Source organism: Fibrobacter sp. (assembly GCA_024399065.1).
Lineage (GTDB): Bacteria > Fibrobacterota > Fibrobacteria > Fibrobacterales > Fibrobacteraceae > Fibrobacter.
In genome coordinates, this window is sequence record JAKSIB010000001.1 from 81,776 (window position 1) to 99,341 (window position 17,566).

18 protein-coding genes are annotated in these 17,566 nt (G+C 48.8%); 9 read left to right on the top strand and 9 right to left on the bottom strand.

Features of this window, described 5'->3' with window-relative positions; genetic code table 11:
• Positions 1-102: 102 nt before the first annotated feature.
• A complete protein-coding gene (locus tag MJZ25_00330) occupies positions 103-945 on the top strand; it encodes a 50S ribosomal protein L11 methyltransferase (GenBank protein ID MCQ2122613.1) in 843 nt (280 codons plus the stop codon).
• 129 nt (positions 946-1,074) lie between these two features.
• Here MJZ25_00330 and MJZ25_00335 read toward each other — a convergent pair whose 3' ends face one another.
• The 4 genes from MJZ25_00335 to MJZ25_00350 form a co-directional block, all read right to left on the bottom strand.
• Positions 1,075-1,947, bottom strand: coding sequence for a TIGR02147 family protein (locus MJZ25_00335; GenBank protein ID MCQ2122614.1), 873 nt, complete (start codon positions 1,945-1,947; stop codon positions 1,075-1,077).
• A 12-nt stretch (positions 1,948-1,959) separates the two neighbouring features.
• Positions 1,960-4,251 (bottom strand): YgiQ family radical SAM protein, encoded by a 2,292-nt coding sequence (locus MJZ25_00340; protein MCQ2122615.1) that lies wholly within the window; start codon positions 4,249-4,251, stop codon positions 1,960-1,962.
• Between the two features lie 18 nt (positions 4,252-4,269).
• On the bottom strand, positions 4,270-4,653 hold the full coding sequence (locus tag MJZ25_00345; protein ID MCQ2122616.1) for a lysozyme inhibitor LprI family protein: 384 nt from the start codon (positions 4,651-4,653) through the stop codon (positions 4,270-4,272).
• Between the two features lie 79 nt (positions 4,654-4,732).
• Complete coding sequence (locus tag MJZ25_00350) at positions 4,733-6,079, bottom strand: MATE family efflux transporter (GenBank protein ID MCQ2122617.1); 1,347 nt, start codon at positions 6,077-6,079, stop codon at positions 4,733-4,735.
• A gap of 98 nt (positions 6,080-6,177) precedes the next feature.
• Here MJZ25_00350 and MJZ25_00355 point away from each other — a divergent pair, with 98 nt between their 5' ends.
• From MJZ25_00355 to MJZ25_00385, 7 genes are all read left to right on the top strand, one after another.
• The gene (locus tag MJZ25_00355) at positions 6,178-6,888 is read left to right on the top strand and encodes an AzlC family ABC transporter permease (protein MCQ2122618.1); all 711 of its coding nucleotides are present in this window, start codon (positions 6,178-6,180) and stop codon (positions 6,886-6,888) included.
• Entirely contained in the window at positions 6,885-7,211 is a 327-nt protein-coding gene (locus MJZ25_00360; protein MCQ2122619.1) for a branched-chain amino acid transporter permease, read from the top strand. Before MJZ25_00355 ends, MJZ25_00360 begins: the two co-directional genes overlap by 4 nt.
• A 25-nt stretch (positions 7,212-7,236) precedes the next feature.
• Positions 7,237-7,875: a nitroreductase family protein gene (locus tag MJZ25_00365; GenBank protein MCQ2122620.1), complete on the top strand. Its 639-nt coding sequence runs from the start codon at positions 7,237-7,239 to the stop codon at positions 7,873-7,875.
• Between the two features lie 257 nt (positions 7,876-8,132).
• Positions 8,133-8,885, top strand: a complete 753-nt coding sequence (locus MJZ25_00370) for a hypothetical protein (GenBank protein ID MCQ2122621.1) — start codon at positions 8,133-8,135, stop codon at positions 8,883-8,885.
• A 17-nt stretch (positions 8,886-8,902) separates the two neighbouring features.
• The gene (locus tag MJZ25_00375) at positions 8,903-9,649 is read left to right on the top strand and encodes a PorT family protein (GenBank protein MCQ2122622.1); all 747 of its coding nucleotides are present in this window, start codon (positions 8,903-8,905) and stop codon (positions 9,647-9,649) included.
• Positions 9,650-9,658: 9 nt separating this feature from the next.
• Positions 9,659-10,525 (top strand): TIGR02147 family protein, encoded by an 867-nt coding sequence (locus MJZ25_00380; GenBank protein MCQ2122623.1) that lies wholly within the window; start codon positions 9,659-9,661, stop codon positions 10,523-10,525.
• A 220-nt stretch (positions 10,526-10,745) separates the two neighbouring features.
• Positions 10,746-11,081, top strand: a complete 336-nt coding sequence (locus tag MJZ25_00385; GenBank protein MCQ2122624.1) for a hypothetical protein — start codon at positions 10,746-10,748, stop codon at positions 11,079-11,081.
• Here MJZ25_00385 and MJZ25_00390 read toward each other — a convergent pair.
• From MJZ25_00390 to MJZ25_00400, 3 genes are all read right to left on the bottom strand, one after another.
• Complete coding sequence (locus MJZ25_00390) at positions 11,078-11,782, bottom strand: epoxyqueuosine reductase QueH (GenBank protein MCQ2122625.1); 705 nt, start codon at positions 11,780-11,782, stop codon at positions 11,078-11,080. The two genes, MJZ25_00385 and MJZ25_00390, sit on opposite strands and share 4 nt — an antisense overlap.
• Positions 11,775-12,179, bottom strand: a complete 405-nt coding sequence (locus tag MJZ25_00395) for a hypothetical protein (protein MCQ2122626.1) — start codon at positions 12,177-12,179, stop codon at positions 11,775-11,777. The genes MJZ25_00390 and MJZ25_00395 overlap by 8 nt, the downstream gene beginning before the upstream one ends.
• 188 nt (positions 12,180-12,367) lie before the next feature.
• Entirely contained in the window at positions 12,368-13,780 is a 1,413-nt protein-coding gene (locus MJZ25_00400; GenBank protein MCQ2122627.1) for a hypothetical protein, read from the bottom strand.
• An 84-nt stretch (positions 13,781-13,864) separates the two neighbouring features.
• Between MJZ25_00400 and rsmG the strand changes: the two genes are divergently transcribed.
• Entirely contained in the window at positions 13,865-14,665 is an 801-nt protein-coding gene (gene rsmG, locus MJZ25_00405; protein MCQ2122628.1) for a 16S rRNA (guanine(527)-N(7))-methyltransferase RsmG, read from the top strand.
• 129 nt (positions 14,666-14,794) lie between these two features.
• Here the strand turns inward: rsmG and MJZ25_00410 are convergent, their stop codons facing one another.
• Together MJZ25_00410 and MJZ25_00415 are read right to left on the bottom strand one after the other, a co-directional pair.
• On the bottom strand, positions 14,795-16,984 hold the full coding sequence (locus MJZ25_00410) for a PorV/PorQ family protein (GenBank protein ID MCQ2122629.1): 2,190 nt from the start codon (positions 16,982-16,984) through the stop codon (positions 14,795-14,797).
• On the bottom strand, positions 16,977-17,540 hold the full coding sequence (locus tag MJZ25_00415; protein MCQ2122630.1) for a hypothetical protein: 564 nt from the start codon (positions 17,538-17,540) through the stop codon (positions 16,977-16,979). Before MJZ25_00415 ends, MJZ25_00410 begins: the two co-directional genes overlap by 8 nt.
• Positions 17,541-17,566 lie beyond the last annotated feature (26 nt).

The following is a 17,566-nucleotide window of genomic DNA, read 5'->3' on the forward strand; positions in this document are numbered from 1 at the left end:
TGCTTTTCTTTCATTCTTTCTTAATTCTTTTGCGGTCCATTTATCAAACGATTTTAGGCAGCCTGCGCGAGGCTTGAGAATTGGATTTATTAAATTTATTCTATGCAGAAAATTGATACATGGTATAAGGCCCAGGGCTATTGCTCTGAAGAAGAATATGAAATTGCAAGCTACCTGCTTTTTGAAGCTGGTGTTGCCACTCTCGAGGAATTGGACCCGAAGGAAGATGGTCGTACAGACTTTTGCTTTTACACAGGAGACAAGGAAGAACGTGACCGTATTGTGTCCGAGTTCCCCCAGTATCATTTTACTGTGACCGAAGAACCTGCCAAGGATTGGGACAAGTGGTGGCGTGATCGCGCCCAGCCTGTTTCCGTGAGCCCCCACCTGGTGGTGCGTCCGCCTTGGGTTGAATACACTCCGGAAGATGCAGAAACGGTGGTGCTGGAACTTGAAGCAAAGACTGCCTTTGGCACTGGCGAACATGATACTACCAGCAGCTGCGCCCACTTGATGGAATTTGTGGATTTCAAGGATAAGTCTGTTCTTGATATCGGTACCGGTACTGGCATTTTGGCCATGTTTGCAAAGCGTCGTGGCGCAAAACTTGCGGTGGGTACAGAAATTGATCCGCTGACAATTCCCTGCATTGCAGAAAACTTTGAGCGCAACGGTTTCGACGGTTCTGACTGCGTGCTGGGTTTCCTGGATGCGTTTAAGGACAACACCAAGTTCGACGTGATCCTCTGCAATATGATTCGCAGCGAATTGTGGCCTCTCCGTGATGATATTGAAGATTTGCTTGCAGAAGGCGGCGAACTGATTATTTCTGGTCAGCTGGCAACGGAACGTGACTACATCATCAAGTGGTTTGAAGAAGCCGGCTTCTCCGTAACCCAGGAAAGAACCAGCGGCGAATGGTGGAGTGTGCTTGCACACTCCTGAATGAGCCTCTAAGGGTGACAAATGCGTAAGCTGAGTGTCGCGACCGAGCTTGATCGGGCATGACCGAGGCTAGCATTTGAGATGTTCGCGTAGCGAACATCAATGGTGGAGTGTGCTCGCTAAGAATGCTTAAGCATTCTTTTTAGTCTTTTCAGATCTCAACTGCTTTTGCTTCGGGCTGCTGGTGTTTTTATGTGTCAGCGGGAAAAGTTGCAAATTCAGGCTGTAGATTCTATCTAGTCCCTGATCCTGGGCCGCAATGTTCTGGACCTTTCTGCGAAACTCCATAATTTCGTTCAATACTTTGTGGTAACCTTCTTTGGAAAGGTCTACGAAAAGCTCTGAAAAGTGATGTTCGTCGATACCACTCTTTTCCAATGATTCGACTGCAAGTTCACTCATTTGGCGGTGGAATGTTCGCAGGACCGTTGCGGTGACATCTCTGTTTTGAGAAGCTAGTTCTCGGTCCACTTGCTCATAGTGCCCATCGGACGTCTTGGTAAGAAAATGGTTCTTGGTTAGGAACTGAAGGGTTGCCTTGACATCCTCTGCACTTACTTCGGAAACGAATCGTCGTGCGATTTCGCTAGGCTTGGTGCTGGTGATGTGTGGAGCCATTTCACGCACAACGGGATTCAGCCAGGATGAGAAAAAGGCGTACATGATTTCGTTGAGAACCCTGACTTTTTTACTCTGTGCAAGGTTTCCCATCTGGATCAGATATTTTTGTTTCTCTTCAGCATTTTTAGCCTGGTTAAAGTTTACCAGGATTTTGAAGTAATCTAGTTCAACGCTCTTGAGGTCGAGAGCTACTGCGACTTGATTGATGCCTGCGCTACTTAAGTTGGTCTTACCTTGGCATACAAGCTTCAAATAAGACGGCGATGAAAATCCTGCTTGCTTGGCGAAGATGCGCCAAGACAAAAGCTTGCGAGCCTTCATTTCGTCAAAGTAGTCTTGAAGGAAGATGCGGTAATCCTGGTAGGCGAAGACGGACTTCATATGCTCATGAAGTTAGCGGCCGGGACGACGCTTGGAGCTGAATTGTACAGGGGAGTCGTTGCGCGGGCCACGACCATTGCCGTTGCCGCCGCCGCGACGGTCCTGATTGTTGTTGCCTCTGCCGAATCCGTTGCGGTCATCGCGATGGAAACTCTTGTTGCCACCCTGCTGGAATCCACGGCGATTATCATCGCGTCGGAAATCGCGGTTGTCGTCGCGGCGATCTTGATTTCGTACGTCGCGCTGTTCCTGGATGCGTTCGTGGCGCGGAACCCAGGTCTTGTCGCCGAATTCAGCCTGACGGCGTTCGCGGCGTGCGGAATTTTCCCAACGGCCTTTTTCGCCTGACTTCTGCGGAACGATGGAAATGGCGCTACGTTCGGCACGCTTCTGCAAATCGCGTTCGCGGAATTCCGGATTCTCTTCGCGTTCCTTGCTGGGGCTGAAGTTCTTGCCTTCGGCGATTGCGGAACGGGAGAGCAGCAGACGTCCAATCTTGCCCAGCTTCAAGCGTTCCAAAGTGGCGCGGATCTGCGGGCGGTTTTCAGGAATATACCAGAAGAAGAACTGCTTCTGGGCCTTCTTCTGTTCTGGAGTCTTTGCCACGTACAGCGGAGTTCCATCCGGTTTCATTTCGGCGTAGAACATTTCCGTTGCAATAGTCATGGGAGTCGGCGTAAAGTCCTGAACCTGTTCCAACTGGAAACCCAACTGCTTTGTTTCTAGGGCCAGTTCCGCCATGTCGGCCTCGGTACATCCCGGATGGCTACTGATGAAGTAGGGGATGATCTGCTGCTTCTTGCCGATGCGCTTGCATTCCTCGTCAAAGAATTCCTTGAATTTGTGGAATAGCGTAAAGCTGGGCTTACGAATCAACTTCAGCACTTCTTCTACGGTGTGTTCCGGAGCCACCTTCAAACGGCCGCTGACATGGTAGTCGATAAGTTCGCGGGCGTATTCTTCGTGTTCCTTGCGCAGGTTTTCATCATTAGTTTCTTGCAACAGCAAGTCGTAACGGACACCGCTTCCGATGAACAGGTGCTTTACCTTTGGATGATTGCGTACTTCGCGGTACAGCTCAATCAGTTCCCGATGGCTGGTGTTCATGTTATCGCAAATTTTCGGGGTACAGCAACTGGGACGTGCGCACTTGGCGCAGCGGGAACGGTCCTTGCCACGCATCTTGTACATGTTGGCGCTGGGTCCGCCCAAGTCCGTAATGGTGCCTGCGAAACCTTCCATGTTGGTGACGATTTCTACTTCACGCAAAATGCTTTCGCGGCTACGGCTGGCAATGAACTTGCCCTGCTGTGCGTTAATGGCGCAGAAACTGCAACCGCCGAAACATCCGCGGTGGGTGTTGATGCTGTACTTGATCATCTCGAATGCAGGAACGTCACCACGCTTTTTGTAACGGGGGTGAGGAGCGCGTGCATAGGGATATTCAAAACTTTCATCCAGTTCGCCGTATTCCATGGGCGGATAGGCCGGGTTGATCACAACAGTCTTGTCACCAACATCCTGCAAAATGCGGCGCTGGTACATCTTGTTGCATTCAATGTCCACTTTGTTGTAGCTCTGGATCTGGGTCTTCTTTTCGGCCACGCATTCTTCGTGGCTGGGGAGGCGCAAGTCTTCCCAAGTGGTGCCCAAATCCTTGTGCTTACCCGGTGTGGGTAATTCGCCCTTGTTCACGAGAACAGCGGTCTGGGGAATATTCTTTAGGCTGGAGAAGGGAACGCCCTTCTTCAAAAGACGTACGATTTCCTTCAAGGGCTTTTCGCCCATGCCGTACACCAGAATGTCAGCTTCTGTTTCTGCCAAGATGCTGGGTTTTAGACGGTCGCTCCAGTAATCGTAATGGGTTACACGACGCAGGCTGCTTTCCAATCCGCCAATCAAAAGCGGAACATCGGGGAAGAGCATCTTCACGATTTTTGCGTAAGTGTAGGTGGCGTAATCCGGACGGAAGCCAGCCTTGTTACCTGCGGTAAAGGCGTCGTCGCTGCGCAAACGCTTTGCTGCAGTGTAGTGGTTCACCATGCTGTCCATGCCGCTACTGATGGCAAAGAACAGGCGGGGCTTACCCAACTTCTTAAAATCTCTCAAGTCGTCGCGCCAGTTGGGCTGAGGCAAAATGGCAACACGCAAACCTTCGTGTTCGAAAAGTCGTGCAACTACAGCGTGGCCGAAACTGGGGTGGTCCACATAGCAATCGGCGCTGATGACAATAACATCAACGTAATCCCAACCAAGTTCGTCGAGGTCTTCTTTGCAAATCGGCAAAAAACGTGGATCGTACATGCGGCTTTAAAAATTGAATTACCAGCTTTGAGACTTGATGGCCTTGTAATCGCACTGACCGACCTTGCATTCGCGAAGACGGTCACGAAGGTAATTGGTTCTTTCTACGTTGACTTCGTAGCTGCAGCGAACATCAATAGTGCCAGGCATAACTTCGCACTTGGAATTTCTGTATTTAATCCAGGAAACTTCGGTTTTCTTGAGATCAACTTTTCCTTCTTCGTTGATCTTTTCGCGGAGTTCCTTGTAAACTTCGTTCAGTTCATTATCGGATTCTACGAAAAGCTTGCTCATGCAGTAGGTTCTGTCGTAGGATGCGGTGTATTTGTCGCACTTGTATTCTGCAGCGAATGCGGAAACAGACAATGCACAAAGAATCATGGCGATAAAAAGCTTTTTCATAATTTTCCTTGGTTATTGCCAAAATAAAATTTTTTTTGAGAGTTGTGGAAACAGAATTCCTTGGAACGTTGTATTTTGCTTAGCTGTGTTTCGGAATCCAGCGTCCTCTAGCAAGTCGTACCAAGTAGATGGTGCCTCGGAAGCAGAGTTCTGCGCACATGGCCATCCATGCGCCACGAAGACCGTATTTTGTAACGAGGAATGCAGCAAGGGGGAGGCGCACCACCCACATGCTCACAAGGTTCATAATGCTGGGAACGAAGGTGCTGCCTGCGCCGCGGAAAACACCGTTGGCAACAATGGAGGCTGCATAGAAAGGTTCCGCAAAAGCTTCAATTCTTAAAATCGCTGTACCCAATCTGCGGATTTCTTCGTCAGGTGTAAAGAGGCCAATGAGTTCCGGAGCGAAGATGAACATGAATACGGCTAGTATTGCCATGATGGTCATGCCCATGCCGGTTGTCATGAATCCCATTTTGTGGGTAAGGTCAAAGCGCTTGGCCCCAATGCTCTGGCCAATCAATGTGGTAGCGGCGTGGGCGATTCCATAGCCCGGCATATAGCATAAACTTTCGATGGTGATGGCAAAAGAGTTTGCGGCAATGGCAGCTGCGCCCAGCGGCGTAACGATGGCGGTGAACATAACGTAGGCGCTGCACATCACCAACTGTTCCAACCCGACGGGCCAGGAAATTCTGAAGGCTTCCTTAATCTGCTTGATGGAAAAACAGATTTTTTCCTTGGCGCGAAGGTGCAAACTTTTGCTCCTGACCAAAAGGAAGTAGAGCATCAGTGACATGATGATGACTTCGGTAATGGTTGTGCCGAGGGCAGCGCCCATAACACCGAGGCCTGCGCCAGGCATTGTGAATGTTGCACCGAAGATGCTGACGTCCCGAGTTTCGAAAATCAGGAAGAAGTTCAGAAGCACATCAAGGAAACAGGAACAGACTTGCAAGGCGCTGGGCAATTTCATATTGCCGCTGCATTGCAACATACCTGCGGCCATGCCGTTCAACTGCATTGCCGGAAGGCCCAAGGCGATGATTAAAAAGTAGATGGAGGCGTTTTGATGGATGCTGGGGTCGGCTCCCAGAAGTCCAGGAATTTTTCCGGACATGAAAACGCCGAAGGCCATGAGCAATGCGCTGAAACACAGGCCGAAAAGAAGGCCCACCTTCACCAGGTTACGGGCCCGAACGTCGCGCTTGGCTCCGATGGCGTGGGCAATCTGTACGGTGAAACCTGCGTTCACCGCATAGCATAAACAGCCCAGCAGCCACGTGCTGGATGCTACGAGGCCTACGGAGGCCGCTTCGCTGGAACCCAGGTGCCCCACCATGGAGGCATCAATGTATTCCATGATGGTGGTGGAAATCTGCGCAAGAATTGCAGGAAGACTGAGCTGCCCAATTAAAAGCAGCATTTGGCTTCGGCTGAGAGCCTTTCCATCTCGTAGTTGTTCTAGGCGGTCCATAATTTTTGATAAGTTGTACAAATATAGTTTTCTATATTCCATCTACCATGAATAATTTCCAATCTTCATTTAAGAATTCCCTGAGGGTCGCTTTCAAACGATCTCTTCCGGTGCTTACGGGGTACTGGTTTTTGGGCATTACTTATGGGGTATTGGCGGAATCCATGGGATTTAGCTATTGGTATCCGCTGTCCATGGCGTTATTCATTTATAGTGGCTCCGCAGAGTTTCTTGGCCTTGGAATGCTTGCTGCAGGTTTCAATCCCCTGGCTGCTGCAAGTATGGCCCTTGTGGTGGGTGCCCGCCATTTGTTCTATGGAATTTCCATGCTGGACCGTTACAAGGGCATGGGCTGGCGAAAGCCTCTCCTAATTTTCTGGCTTACGGATGAAACTTTCGCGGTGAACTACAATGCTCGTGAAGCTACGGCAACAGAAATGCTGTTGGTCAGTTTCCTGGATTATTCCTATTGGATTACAGGCGGCTTCATGGGTTACATGTTTGGCTCATTCTTGAAGTTCGATATTCATGGTCTTGAGTTTGTTGTAACCGCTATGTTTACCGCCATCTTTATGGATCAGTTCCTGAAGGAAAAGGAACTGCGTCCGGCGTGGATTGGCATTGGCTGCACTGCCGTCAGCCTGTTTGTTGTGGGGTCCCAGTACTTCGTGATTCCTGCCATGATTGGGATTCTTTTGATGCTGACCGCGTTCCGCAAAAAGCTGGAACCTAGTTATTTTGAGGAGGTCCGCAAATGACTTCCCAGCAGCAGATTATTACCATCATAATTCTTGCGGTGATTACGTTTATGACCCGCGCCTTGCCTTTCCTTGTTTTCCCTGCAGGAAAACCTACGCCAAAATACATCCAGTACCTGGGCAAGGCCTTGCCCCTTGCAGTTTTTGGAATGCTGGTAGTCTATTGCCTTAAGGAAGTGAATTGGCTTGAAGGAGTGCATGGCATTCCTGAAATTGCGGGAATCGCCGCTACGGCTCTTGTTCACATTTGGCGTCGTCAGTTGTTCCTTTCCATGGCGGTGGGAACCGCACTTTACATGGTGCTGATTCGCGTTCTTGTATAGTATATTTGAAAAAAAGGAAAACATTATGAAATTGAAAACTATTCTCGCTCTCGCTCTGGCTTGCTGCACTTTTGCTTTTGCCGCCGCAAAACCGGAACTTGCAAAGACCATCAAGTTTGATGCTCCTCCCAAGTCCTTGAATGCTGACGTGATGTTCGCTTTGCAGAATCGCAAGTCGGCACAGGGCTTTACCGAGAAGGTTGTTTCCTATAAGGAAATTGGAAATATCCTGTGGGCTGCTAACGGCATCAACCGTTCGGAAAGTGGTCATCGCACTGCACCTTCTGCGCTGAACAAGCAGGATGTGGATCTTTATGTTTTCACCACTCAGGCTGCCTACAAGTATGACCCGAAGGCTCATGCCATGAATCTTGTGGTGGAGGGAGACAACCGCGCCCTCTTTACGGAACGCATGAAGACTCCAGTGATCATCCTCTTGGTGACTGATGTTTCCAAGTTCGATCGCGGCCCTGAAGCTGACCGTATTTTGATGGGTGCTGCGGATGCTGGCCTTGTTTCTGAAAATATCAGCATCTATTGCGCTGGTGCAAAGATTGATACCCGTGTCCGTGCCTCTATGGACAAGGCTGGCCTCCAGAAACTTCTCGGCCTTTCCGAAAAGCAGATTCCTTTGTTGAATCACGCCGTGGGTTACGAAAAATAAATCACAGAGTTTTCTGCGCTAGTTTGCCATAAACCATTGTTGCAAAACAGAGGCCTCGCATTTTGCGGGGCTTTTTCCTATAAGAAACAAAATGTTTCATAGAAATGTTGAAAAATACATAAAAGTTTTAAAATGGGCTAAATTTCGAAGAAAAATGGATTTTTTGTTTCATAAATCTATACGAAAATTTTGACATTAAGCTAAATTTGTTATGGGGAAAGAGAAAAATTTGCGTTTAGGGGTTAGGAGGCCTTTTTATGCGAAAACGACTTGCAGTTCTACTGGTGCTGCTATTTGCAGGTTCAGCGTTTGCTGGAGAGAGGTTCCTGGATAAGGGAATCCGCTTTGCTGCAGGCTACACGTCTGTGGTGTCCGATTCGAAGAAGGACATTTTCCCGTCCAATAGTGGATTCAATGCCACCTTGTCTTATGACATGACTTTCAGATTGATTGGTGGCTTGCATTTTCATTCTGCTGCCGCATTTGATTATCGTCTCTTCTACGAGTACTTTGACTCTCGTGAAGTTTGTGGTGTGACGTCAGAGCAGAATGGGCACACCCATAGTGTTTGTAAGACAGAAGATGCTCATGGCTACAATGGATTTGAAATGATCTATATCCAGCGCCCGTTTTTATTGCAGTGGCGTTTCCCGATGGGCTTATTTGTTGAAGGTGGTGCGATTCTTGAAATGAGATTCGCGCTGAAATCGGAATACGAATATGAGGAAGATGAAAGCGAGGCCTATATTCCCGAATTTGAAGATTTTGGAGTCGCCCTGGCTTTGGGAATGGGCTACAAATTCAAATCCGGTTTTTCAGTGGACTTGAGATCAGCTATTCAAGTAACTGATATTATTGGCGCGAAAAGTTTGGTTGATGTTGAGGAAAAGGCCTTTGTCAAAGTTGATAGCGAAGGACATTCTTATCCTGTGATTATGAATGTTGAAAGGCCTCGGGGTTGTTACTATAAGTTGTTCAAGATACAGTTAGGCGTAGGTTACTGGTTTTAGGGGTTAGGAGACTTTTTATGCAGAGACTTATTGCTGTATTGATTCTGTGGTTTTCAAGTTTCGTAATGGCGGGCTTTGGAAACTTTGATATCGGTGCCCGAGGAAGTTTGAGTGGCATGCGTATCCATACAGATGGTCCAAATATTTATTCATCTGAAGTTGCTATTGGTGATGGAATATCATTGGACCTATCCTATCGTTTTAATGATATTGTTTTTCTTCATTCCGGAGTTGGTGTAGATTACCGAAAATTTTCAGGATATGCGGGAGATCCCAACAAGGCATGTTTCTGCCCGGCAGAAGGTCCTTGCGATCCCTGTGATGATGGTAATGGAAATCCCTGGAAGATTGACAAATTCTGGTTCATGGAAATACCGTTGTTTATACAAGCCAGATCCCCTACGGGAAGCTTTATCGAAGGTGGTTTAGTTTTTGATGTGTTGATGGATCACCGTACGGAAAGGAGATTCATATATGAATCGGGTGAGAAGGAATCTTTGGCTTCCCATACTAACAAATTTGGCGCCAATATTGCTGTTGCGATGGGCAACGTCTTTCCATCTGGATTCTTTGTAGACTTTCGACTGATGTACCGATTGAATGATCTTGTGGAGGCCCACAGCGTTTGTACGGATGTTACAAAAACCGTTTGGTATTACAACTCCTGGGATGACGTAACGGAAGTCACGGAGCAGCGTAGAGTCTACTCGGCGACTTTTTATAGGATGTTGAAAGTTCAACTGGGAGTGGGCTACTGGTTTTAGGAATGTGAAGTGAAATCCATTGTTGAATACCAAGACTATCGCAGTTTCATGCGCGACTTTTACGAGGAACGTAAACGTTCCTCGGCTTTTACGTGGCGTGAATTTGCGAAGCTTGCGGGTTTCGCTTCATCTGGTTATTTGAAACTGGTGTGTGATGGTAAGACGCGCTTAAGTCAAGTTGGTGCCGAAAAGGTTGCCGTCGCAATGGAATTGACTGGATTCCAGATTGAATACTTTTGCCGGATGGTGGAGTTTTGTGATGGAACCACTGATGTCCAAAAGCAAAAGGCCTTTGTCAGGATGCAAAAGCTTGCTGCCGACAACAAGGTCCGCATTCTTGGTGGAGAATTCTATTCTTATTTCAGCAATTGGATAAATCCCGCCCTTCGTGAGTTGGCCCCGATTATGCCGGGCGCAAAACCCATCGATATGGCACGAGTCTTGTGCCCGTCTGTGCCGGCGGCGGATGTTCGCTATTCCTTGGATTTGATGATCCAAATGGGACTTTTGAAAAAGACGGTGAACAAGAAGGGCGAAATTGTCTACCAGCAGGAAGACTCGGGTTTGAATCCGGAATTCAATCCTGATCAGAAGGCGGCTTTGAATGTGGCCATGCGCGCCTTGCAAAAGAAATATGCAAGAATTGCGTCGGATTCTTTGGAGGAGTTTCCGCCGTCGGAACGTCATTTGTCCGGAAAGACCGTTGGACTAGATCGAAAGGCCTATGAACGCATTGTTGCTGAAATTGCAGATTTTCACAAAAGAATAGAGAACATTCTTTTGGATGTGAAGGAATATGATCGTGTATATCGTTTGAGTATGCAGCTGTTTCCGCTGAGTCGGGATTTGAAGGGAAAGGATGATGGCAATGATTAACGGGATGGCTGCAATAAAAAAATTGCTGTTATCGGTTGCACTAGTATTCTCGTGCGTATTCTTAGGCTGTTCAGGATGGACAACCGATAATGCAGTTGGTTGTGCTACTAGTGGAACGGGGAATTCTTCTTACGCAAAGGTTTTACTTGATACGGTATCATATAAGTTTAGCATGGACTTTGAGAAGATTCCCGTGGCGGATACACTTCCATACGGCACAATGAGATTTATACTTGGTTCCAATCGAATTCATGTAATGGACAAACATTTCGAATGGATGGATTATGTATTCTCGTCAGATACGGTTGAGATTACGTACAACGGAGATGGCTCTGTTCTGTTGATGACCTATGAGGATGAAAATCATAAACCTGTGGAGATGATTAGAAGTTTACGTAGCGACCGTTCCTGTGACGAGGAAACGGATGAATGCGTTTCATTCTTTAGGGACGAGTGTGAGGTTTTCGTCAATGGCTCCCGAGACAAGTCTCAAAAGTGCTCCATTTACTGGCTGTTTGATGAAGAGGCTGGTAAGGCTGTGATAAGTTGGGATTAAATATCTTCGGCCTTGGTTGCGGCAGCTCGGGCTTCGCGTTCTTTTGCTTCTCGCATAGAGAATACGCAACCGCAAAAATTCTGACGGTATAATTTATACTCTTCGGAGAGTTCGGTGGATCGCTTGAATCCACCTTTCTTTTTAAAGTCGGTGGGGAGGCGCTTGACGCCATAGACGTCGCACTGTTCCTGCATCACTTCGTTAAGAACTTGGGCGTCCTTCATGGGGCTGATGGTGAGGGTGGTGGTGACGAAATCGACGCAGAGTTCCTTGGCGATGCGGGCGCTTTCTGCCAGACGCATCTCAAAACATTTGCGGCAACGCTTGCCACCTTCGGGTTCGTTTTCTAGACCGCGGACCGTTTCGTAAAACTTCTTGGGTTCGTATTCGCCCTCAATCAAGGTCACCGGATTCTTGGTGGGGAACTCGGCAACGAAACGCTTGATTTCCGCAACGCGATGACGGTATTCTTCATCGGGAGAAATATTCGGGTTGTAGTAGAATACGGTTATCTTGAAGAATTGGGAAAGGTACTCAATGCAGTAACTGCTACAGGGTGCGCAACATGCGTGGAGGAGCAGGTGGGGCACTTCGCCACGTTTCTGCAAACCGTGGATAATGTATTCCAGGTCCCGCTGGTAATTATGCTTTGGCGGTTTGGCGTAAGCGCAGTCTTTTTTTTCGTTGACTTGATCAGTCATAGTTCAGCGTGCCGAATGCAGTTGCCCAGTAGCAAATGGTAGTGACGATGGCGAAAAATCCCATGACCATCTTTTCCTTGCGGCTGGTGCTGAACAAGACCGTTGCCATGTAGAAGGTCATATAGAGGGAAAAGAAGAATGCAAAAATCGTAGTGATGATGCGGGGCAAAAGCTGGCTTGCGGCTTCCGGCAAAACGTTGCCTGCGGTCAGTAGAAACCACAGGGAAACAAACTGCATAATAATAGGCACGATGAATGCGCGGCGGACTTCCTTGGGGACCACACGATGGCGGCCGTTCATGGCGTACATTCCCAGAGGTGCGCCCAAAGCCAAGGCGATATTCAATGCCACGGAGGGCAAAAAAGAAATGGCTCCAATAATTGCAGGAATAAGCATGGTCCAAATATAAAAAACGACGCCATCAGGTAAAGGAGGTAACCTAATGGCGTCTGGGAGTGTTTGGGTACCTATAAAGTAGATATTCGGGGGCTTCCTAGACCTAAAAATCGTATAAATCTTGGTTACTCGAGTAAACAAGGTGTACGTGGTATGGCGGCGACCCCCGTAAAAATGCCGTTTTTTGATTAAAAACCTAGGTTTATTTGTAAATAGCCGTGTACGGGGTGTAACCGGGAAACCTCTTTTTTTTCAAAGGTGGTGGTCAAATTGCACCGAATCTGGGGGTAGGTCTGGGTGGATATATTGACCTCATTGCGAATTTGTATGTGATGCCGGGGCCGCCCTTTTGGGAAAACTAGGGCCAACTTGGCGAAGTTTTGGACTGTCGGCAGGTAGGTTGTCGCGATTTCCCAGCGGGGGAGGGCCGCCTCCTTGTTTCGAACAATTTGTTCCTGAACGCTGGCGTTTGCAATAAAGTCCTTTCCAAAAGGTTTTGATGTTATTTTGGCCTTCAAGTCCATTTGGGTACAACCGTTTTCCGCCTTCAGGCAGGAGGCGCTTACGGAACCTCGAAAAAGCTCGGGGCCGGATTCGCCCCCAATTTTAATTTTTGCACTGGCCGTATCGGCGTCTAGTGGAATAGTTATTCTCGTACTTGCTGAAACTTTAGCATTCCAAAAATTCGGAATGGTGAAATTGAAATTTTGCGAACCCCAGAATTTGTACTTGAGCAATGTTGCGCTTAAATGGGATTGCGTGGGCACAGAATCTCCGTGAATATAGGCTACGGTTTTCCAAGATAGGACATGGAAATTTTGTTTTTCCTTGTTGTGCAATTCCAGTTTTATGAGAGGTGAAAAATCTGCATCGGGTGAGACAACTTGCCAGGCGGAAATTTCTCCCCAAGGGGACTTTGCGTGCAACGCCACTGATTGTTGCTGAGGTGAATACCAATAAGCGGATTTGACCGAAGTTGATTTGCTGATTGCGTAGTTTAGTGACCCTTGAAAGTTCTTTGCTGTATCCAGAGCTGCGCCTAGGGTGAAATTTTTTATAGGGAAAAATAACGCCGTTCCCCACAAGGTGTCCAGAGGAATGTGACTGTGAAATTCCTTGGTGGAGATTTGACCGAAGTATGCTTCGGTATTTTTATTCTTGTAGGTTAAAAGTTTTTGAGAACCCAGGCGGAGATTGAAACGGTAGAAGTTCAGCTGAAGTTTTAAGTTGGACTTTTCAATTTCTCCCAGTGAATCTGTTTGAAGTTTCCAGGTAAAACGCCCGCTGAATTGTTCTGAAATTTTGGATTTTTCAGGGTTTTCTTTTTTCTGTGATTGACGTCGTGGATGTTGAACCTTTACGGATTCAAATCTTGTGACTTCCGATTCGCAATTTTCCAATGCGTAGATTTCTGCCAGGACGCATGCTTCATGGGCGTTGTCCTCTTGCAGAAGGTTTAACATTTCCTGGGCCTCTTCCGCCGATACGATCCCATCGTCCCACCATTCAAAAACCTGGGATTCGGTTAAAGTTTGAATGGATGCAAAAAGACTTTGGGTAAGGAGGAGTATGTAGAATTGTGTAACGTGATAAAATTTCATTTTTGCCTCTTTTTTATACACGTTCTTTTGGCTGGAAATGGCCCTCTATCTTTGAATTTTTTTTAGGATTTCTAATTTTGGGTCATGGCAAATTCAAACTGGTCAAAAAAGCCCAATAAGGGTTCCTGGGGTAAAGTTCCTTCTCGTATGCCTGCCCGTGGTGCAGACGCCTTAGGCAGCGCCTTTGTGCCTCATATGAAGGCTCCCCGCACAGAGTTCCCTCTGTTCAATGGCAAACGCGTGACTCCGTCTTTGGCGGGCCTTGATAAGCTTCTGCATTATTATGGAGTAGAACTTCAGGAAGACACCCTGAAGCAGATTTGGGAATACCACCAGCTGATCCGCGCCAACAATGATGACCAGGATTTGACTCGCCTCAACGCCTTTGAAACTATGGTGGAACGTCACTATGCCGACTGTACCTTGATTAACGCATTCGTTGAAAAGTGGCCGGCCCGCATGATCGACGTGGGAAGTGGCGCGGGTTTCCCGGGAATCCCCCTGAAGATTGTGAACCCGAAGATCAACCTGACTCTTTGTGAACCTCGCCCCAATCGTATCAATTTCTTGAACATGGTGATTGAAAAACTGGGCTTGAAGGATATTGACGTGTTCGGCCACAAGGTTACAAGCCACAGCATGACCATTCCTGTGGATGGCGTGATTAGCCGAGCTTTCGAACTGATGGAAAAGACTTTCCCGCGCCTCCAGAATTCCCTGAAGGTTGGAGGCCGCGTATTCTTTATGAAGGGTCCTGCCGCTGCTGACGAATTGAAGACCCTGCATCCGGAAGATTACGGCTACAAGCTGCTGGAAAAGCATTTCTATTCCATTCCTAACAGCACCCAGGAACGTGCCCTGGTGATTTTCCAGCGAGAAGAGTAATTCCAATTACGAATTACGATTTACGATGTACGAAAAAAAAACGGACCGAAAGGTCCGCTTTTTTTTGCGGCGAAGCCGCCTAGTTAAATCTCGTAATTTGTAATTCATAATTCAAGTTCTTGCCTTCGGCTAGAACTTGAACAGCATACCGAAGCGCATCTGACCGTCGCGAACGCCGTCGTTGTCGCCCACATCCTTGATGGTGGCAAAGTCGAACTGAAGCATGTCGCTGAGCATAAAGCCGAAGCCGAAGTCAACTTCGTTACGCTTGCCGGTCTGGTCGTGCAGGTAACCTGCGCGAAGGGCGATGGTGTTGGAGTAGATGAATTCCAAGCCCACGTTGAACACACCCTGCATTACAGAGTTCTTCAACTGTTCAAAGAAACCGTCGCCACCGCGTTCCGGGTTGAGCAAGGATTTCCAGCAGGCGATGTAGAACGGTTCCGGATTACCGCGTTCGTCGTCATAGACCACTTCGCGGTTATAGTCTGCTGCAACGGTCAACTTGTAGTCTGCCAAGGAGAAGATCTCGTAGGCGAGGCCAAGACGCCAGGTCAAGGGAATCGGATCTTCGTTGGTCTTGTCCACGTAGTAGACGCTAGGACCGATGTTCAAAAGTGCTGCGGCGAAATTCAACTTCGGGATAATCAAGTTCTTCTTGAGAACGCCGATATCAAATGCGTAACCGAAGGTGGTTGCTTCTTCTTCGCCGGCACCTGCGCCAGAGCTCAGGTCGGAGTAGAAGAACTTGATGGAGAGGCCGAGACCCCAGTCACCGGGGAAACGGGTGCCGTAGCTGACGCCGCCCACGATTTCAGAACTGTTGTATGCTACAAGGTCATCCACGTCGACATCTGCGGATGCCACAGTGGAACCGAAGCTGACGAAGTTTACGAATGCGCCCAAGGTACCCCAGTCGTTCAGCGGGATGGTCATGCCGCCATAGAGGTGGTACAGGTCAGGAATATTCAAGACCGGCAAAAGCTTTTCGTAGAAGGCGGTGAGCTGGTAGTCGGCGTCCTTGAACTGTTCCATGCCATTAGCGGTACTGAACCAGACGTCGTTGCCCTGGGGAAGGACTGTCCAAACCTTATTTACAGAGAGGCCGTTTCCGGAATGGTAATGGATCCATTCATCGTCCTTCTTGACACTGCCTTCCTGTTCTGCAGTGCCACGTTCAAGTTCTGCCTTACGGCCGCTGGCGGTTGCATAATCCGGCAGATGGCGCCAGACACCCTTGTCGGTTGCAATCCAGATGCCGCCCTTCTGGTCGACGGAGACTGCATTGACGTGGTTATTTGCGAACTGCACCTGTTCCCACTTGCGGAGGTTGAAGTGGCTAAGGCCGCCTTCGTGGGCTGCCCATACGTGACCCGAGCTGTCGATGGCCAAGGCGGTGGGCTTAAGGTCCATGACGCCGTCTTCTTCGGTGAACAGGCTCCAGCGGTCCTTGTCGTTCACAGACTTCTTGGGGACGAGACGTGCGATACCTGCACCGTCGGCTGCAACGAAAAGTTCCTTGCGGCTTTCGGACCAGGCGAGGGCGTTAATCTTCTGGCTGGGGAGAACCTTACCTTTTTGTTCGAACTGGCCGTTGCGGTAGACGAACAAACCATCGTCGGTACCGATCCAGATGGATGCACCCTGGCTTACCAAGGCGGAAATTCTGTGGTTGCCCAGTTCGGATTCGTAGCTCTTCCAGCCCTTACCGTCGAAACGATAAAGAGCCTTGGGTGTACCTACCCAGAGCTTTTCGGTGCGGCTTTCATAAAGAACGGCGGTGATAGTGTCCTTGACCACCAGGTTCCAGGGCATCTTCACTTCCACCACGTGCTTTTCGTCTTCGGCGTTCTTGATTTCGTTGAATGCCTTCACCTGGCGAACATATTCGTCCAAGCCGCGTTCTGTTCCGACGTAGACCTTCACTGCGTCACGGACCTTGGCGTTACCCTGGAGAGTGATGGAATGGTAATTGATCCACTGTTCGCCGTCAAATTTCTGGATACCTTCTGCGGTACCGGCCCAAAGTTCGCTCTTGCTGAAGAAACCGTTCTTGGAACGGGCTGCCATGCTTGTGAAATAAGGTGCGTTCTTGGCGTCGGCGGAGTAGGATACGCGCCATTCGTCGGCCAAGGGACCGAAAGCGAGACCTGCCGGATTGTAGAACATGGCGGTAGCGTCGTCTGCCATGGCAGAACCGGCTTCGCCCATACCCAGCTGACGTGCGCCAACGGGCATTTCAAGTGTGATAATAGCGGAACCTGCTGCAAACGTCAGGGCAGGTGCGAGCAAAAGGGCGGAAAGTAGGGATTTACGCAAGGTGCCTCCAGTCCGGTACGTCGTAGCTGCTTCCGTGAGACGGAACGACAGCCTTCCATCCGGATTTACTTGGGTTTTCCCAAGGCTGCTTCGGCAAGAGCTTGCAGTCGCAACCCAAAACATAAGGCGGCAAGATCTCGGCATGGTTGCGGATCTGTTCGCGGGTAATGAAGTTTTCCTCGTTGACGAACTTGCAGTATTCCTTGCCTTTGGGACCGAGGACGATGCGGTAGGTGGCGGTGCCGTTGCGGTCGCCTTCGTCAATGGTTCTAATAGTTTCTTCCATGGTCTGGTGCCACTGGGCGATCAGGGCTTCCCTCTGGTCGGGAGTCAGATCCTGAGTTTCAAGCCAGGAACGCAGAGATGCGTCGGAGGGCTTGACCGCTTCAAGAGATTCGCGGGCGGGGCGGACCACTACAGCGTACTGGCCGGACACGTCGATGACCTTCTTCGGCTCGTCTTTTTCATCGGAGCTGTGGATAACCACGTAGGCGCCGATGGCGGCGAGAATGATCGACAGGACAATAATTGCGATTACAATGATGATTGATAGCATATTCAATTCCGTTTGGGTGAAACCCG

Bases quoted from the DNA above. Each gene is read 5' to 3' on its own strand.
- MJZ25_00350 (MCQ2122617.1), bottom strand. From the start codon at position 6,079: ATGCTGCTTTTAATTGGGCAGCTCAGTCTTCCTGCAATTCTTGCGCAG.
- MJZ25_00370 (MCQ2122621.1), top strand. From the start codon at position 8,133: ATGCGAAAACGACTTGCAGTTCTACTGGTGCTGCTATTTGCAGGTTCA.
- MJZ25_00400 (MCQ2122627.1), bottom strand. From the start codon at position 13,780: ATGAAATTTTATCACGTTACACAATTCTACATACTCCTCCTTACCCAA.
- MJZ25_00415 (MCQ2122630.1), bottom strand. From the start codon at position 17,540: ATGCTATCAATCATCATTGTAATCGCAATTATTGTCCTGTCGATCATT.
- MJZ25_00395 (MCQ2122626.1), bottom strand. From the start codon at position 12,179: ATGCTTATTCCTGCAATTATTGGAGCCATTTCTTTTTTGCCCTCCGTG.
- MJZ25_00330 (MCQ2122613.1), top strand. From the start codon at position 103: ATGCAGAAAATTGATACATGGTATAAGGCCCAGGGCTATTGCTCTGAA.
- MJZ25_00340 (MCQ2122615.1), bottom strand. From the start codon at position 4,251: ATGTACGATCCACGTTTTTTGCCGATTTGCAAAGAAGACCTCGACGAA.
- MJZ25_00355 (MCQ2122618.1), top strand. From the start codon at position 6,178: ATGAATAATTTCCAATCTTCATTTAAGAATTCCCTGAGGGTCGCTTTC.
- MJZ25_00345 (MCQ2122616.1), bottom strand. From the start codon at position 4,653: ATGAAAAAGCTTTTTATCGCCATGATTCTTTGTGCATTGTCTGTTTCC.
- MJZ25_00360 (MCQ2122619.1), top strand. From the start codon at position 6,885: ATGACTTCCCAGCAGCAGATTATTACCATCATAATTCTTGCGGTGATT.
- MJZ25_00375 (MCQ2122622.1), top strand. From the start codon at position 8,903: ATGCAGAGACTTATTGCTGTATTGATTCTGTGGTTTTCAAGTTTCGTA.
- MJZ25_00385 (MCQ2122624.1), top strand. From the start codon at position 10,746: ATGAGATTTATACTTGGTTCCAATCGAATTCATGTAATGGACAAACAT.
- MJZ25_00335 (MCQ2122614.1), bottom strand. From the start codon at position 1,947: ATGAAGTCCGTCTTCGCCTACCAGGATTACCGCATCTTCCTTCAAGAC.
- MJZ25_00390 (MCQ2122625.1), bottom strand. From the start codon at position 11,782: ATGACTGATCAAGTCAACGAAAAAAAAGACTGCGCTTACGCCAAACCG.
- rsmG (MCQ2122628.1), top strand. From the start codon at position 13,865: ATGGCAAATTCAAACTGGTCAAAAAAGCCCAATAAGGGTTCCTGGGGT.
- MJZ25_00365 (MCQ2122620.1), top strand. From the start codon at position 7,237: ATGAAATTGAAAACTATTCTCGCTCTCGCTCTGGCTTGCTGCACTTTT.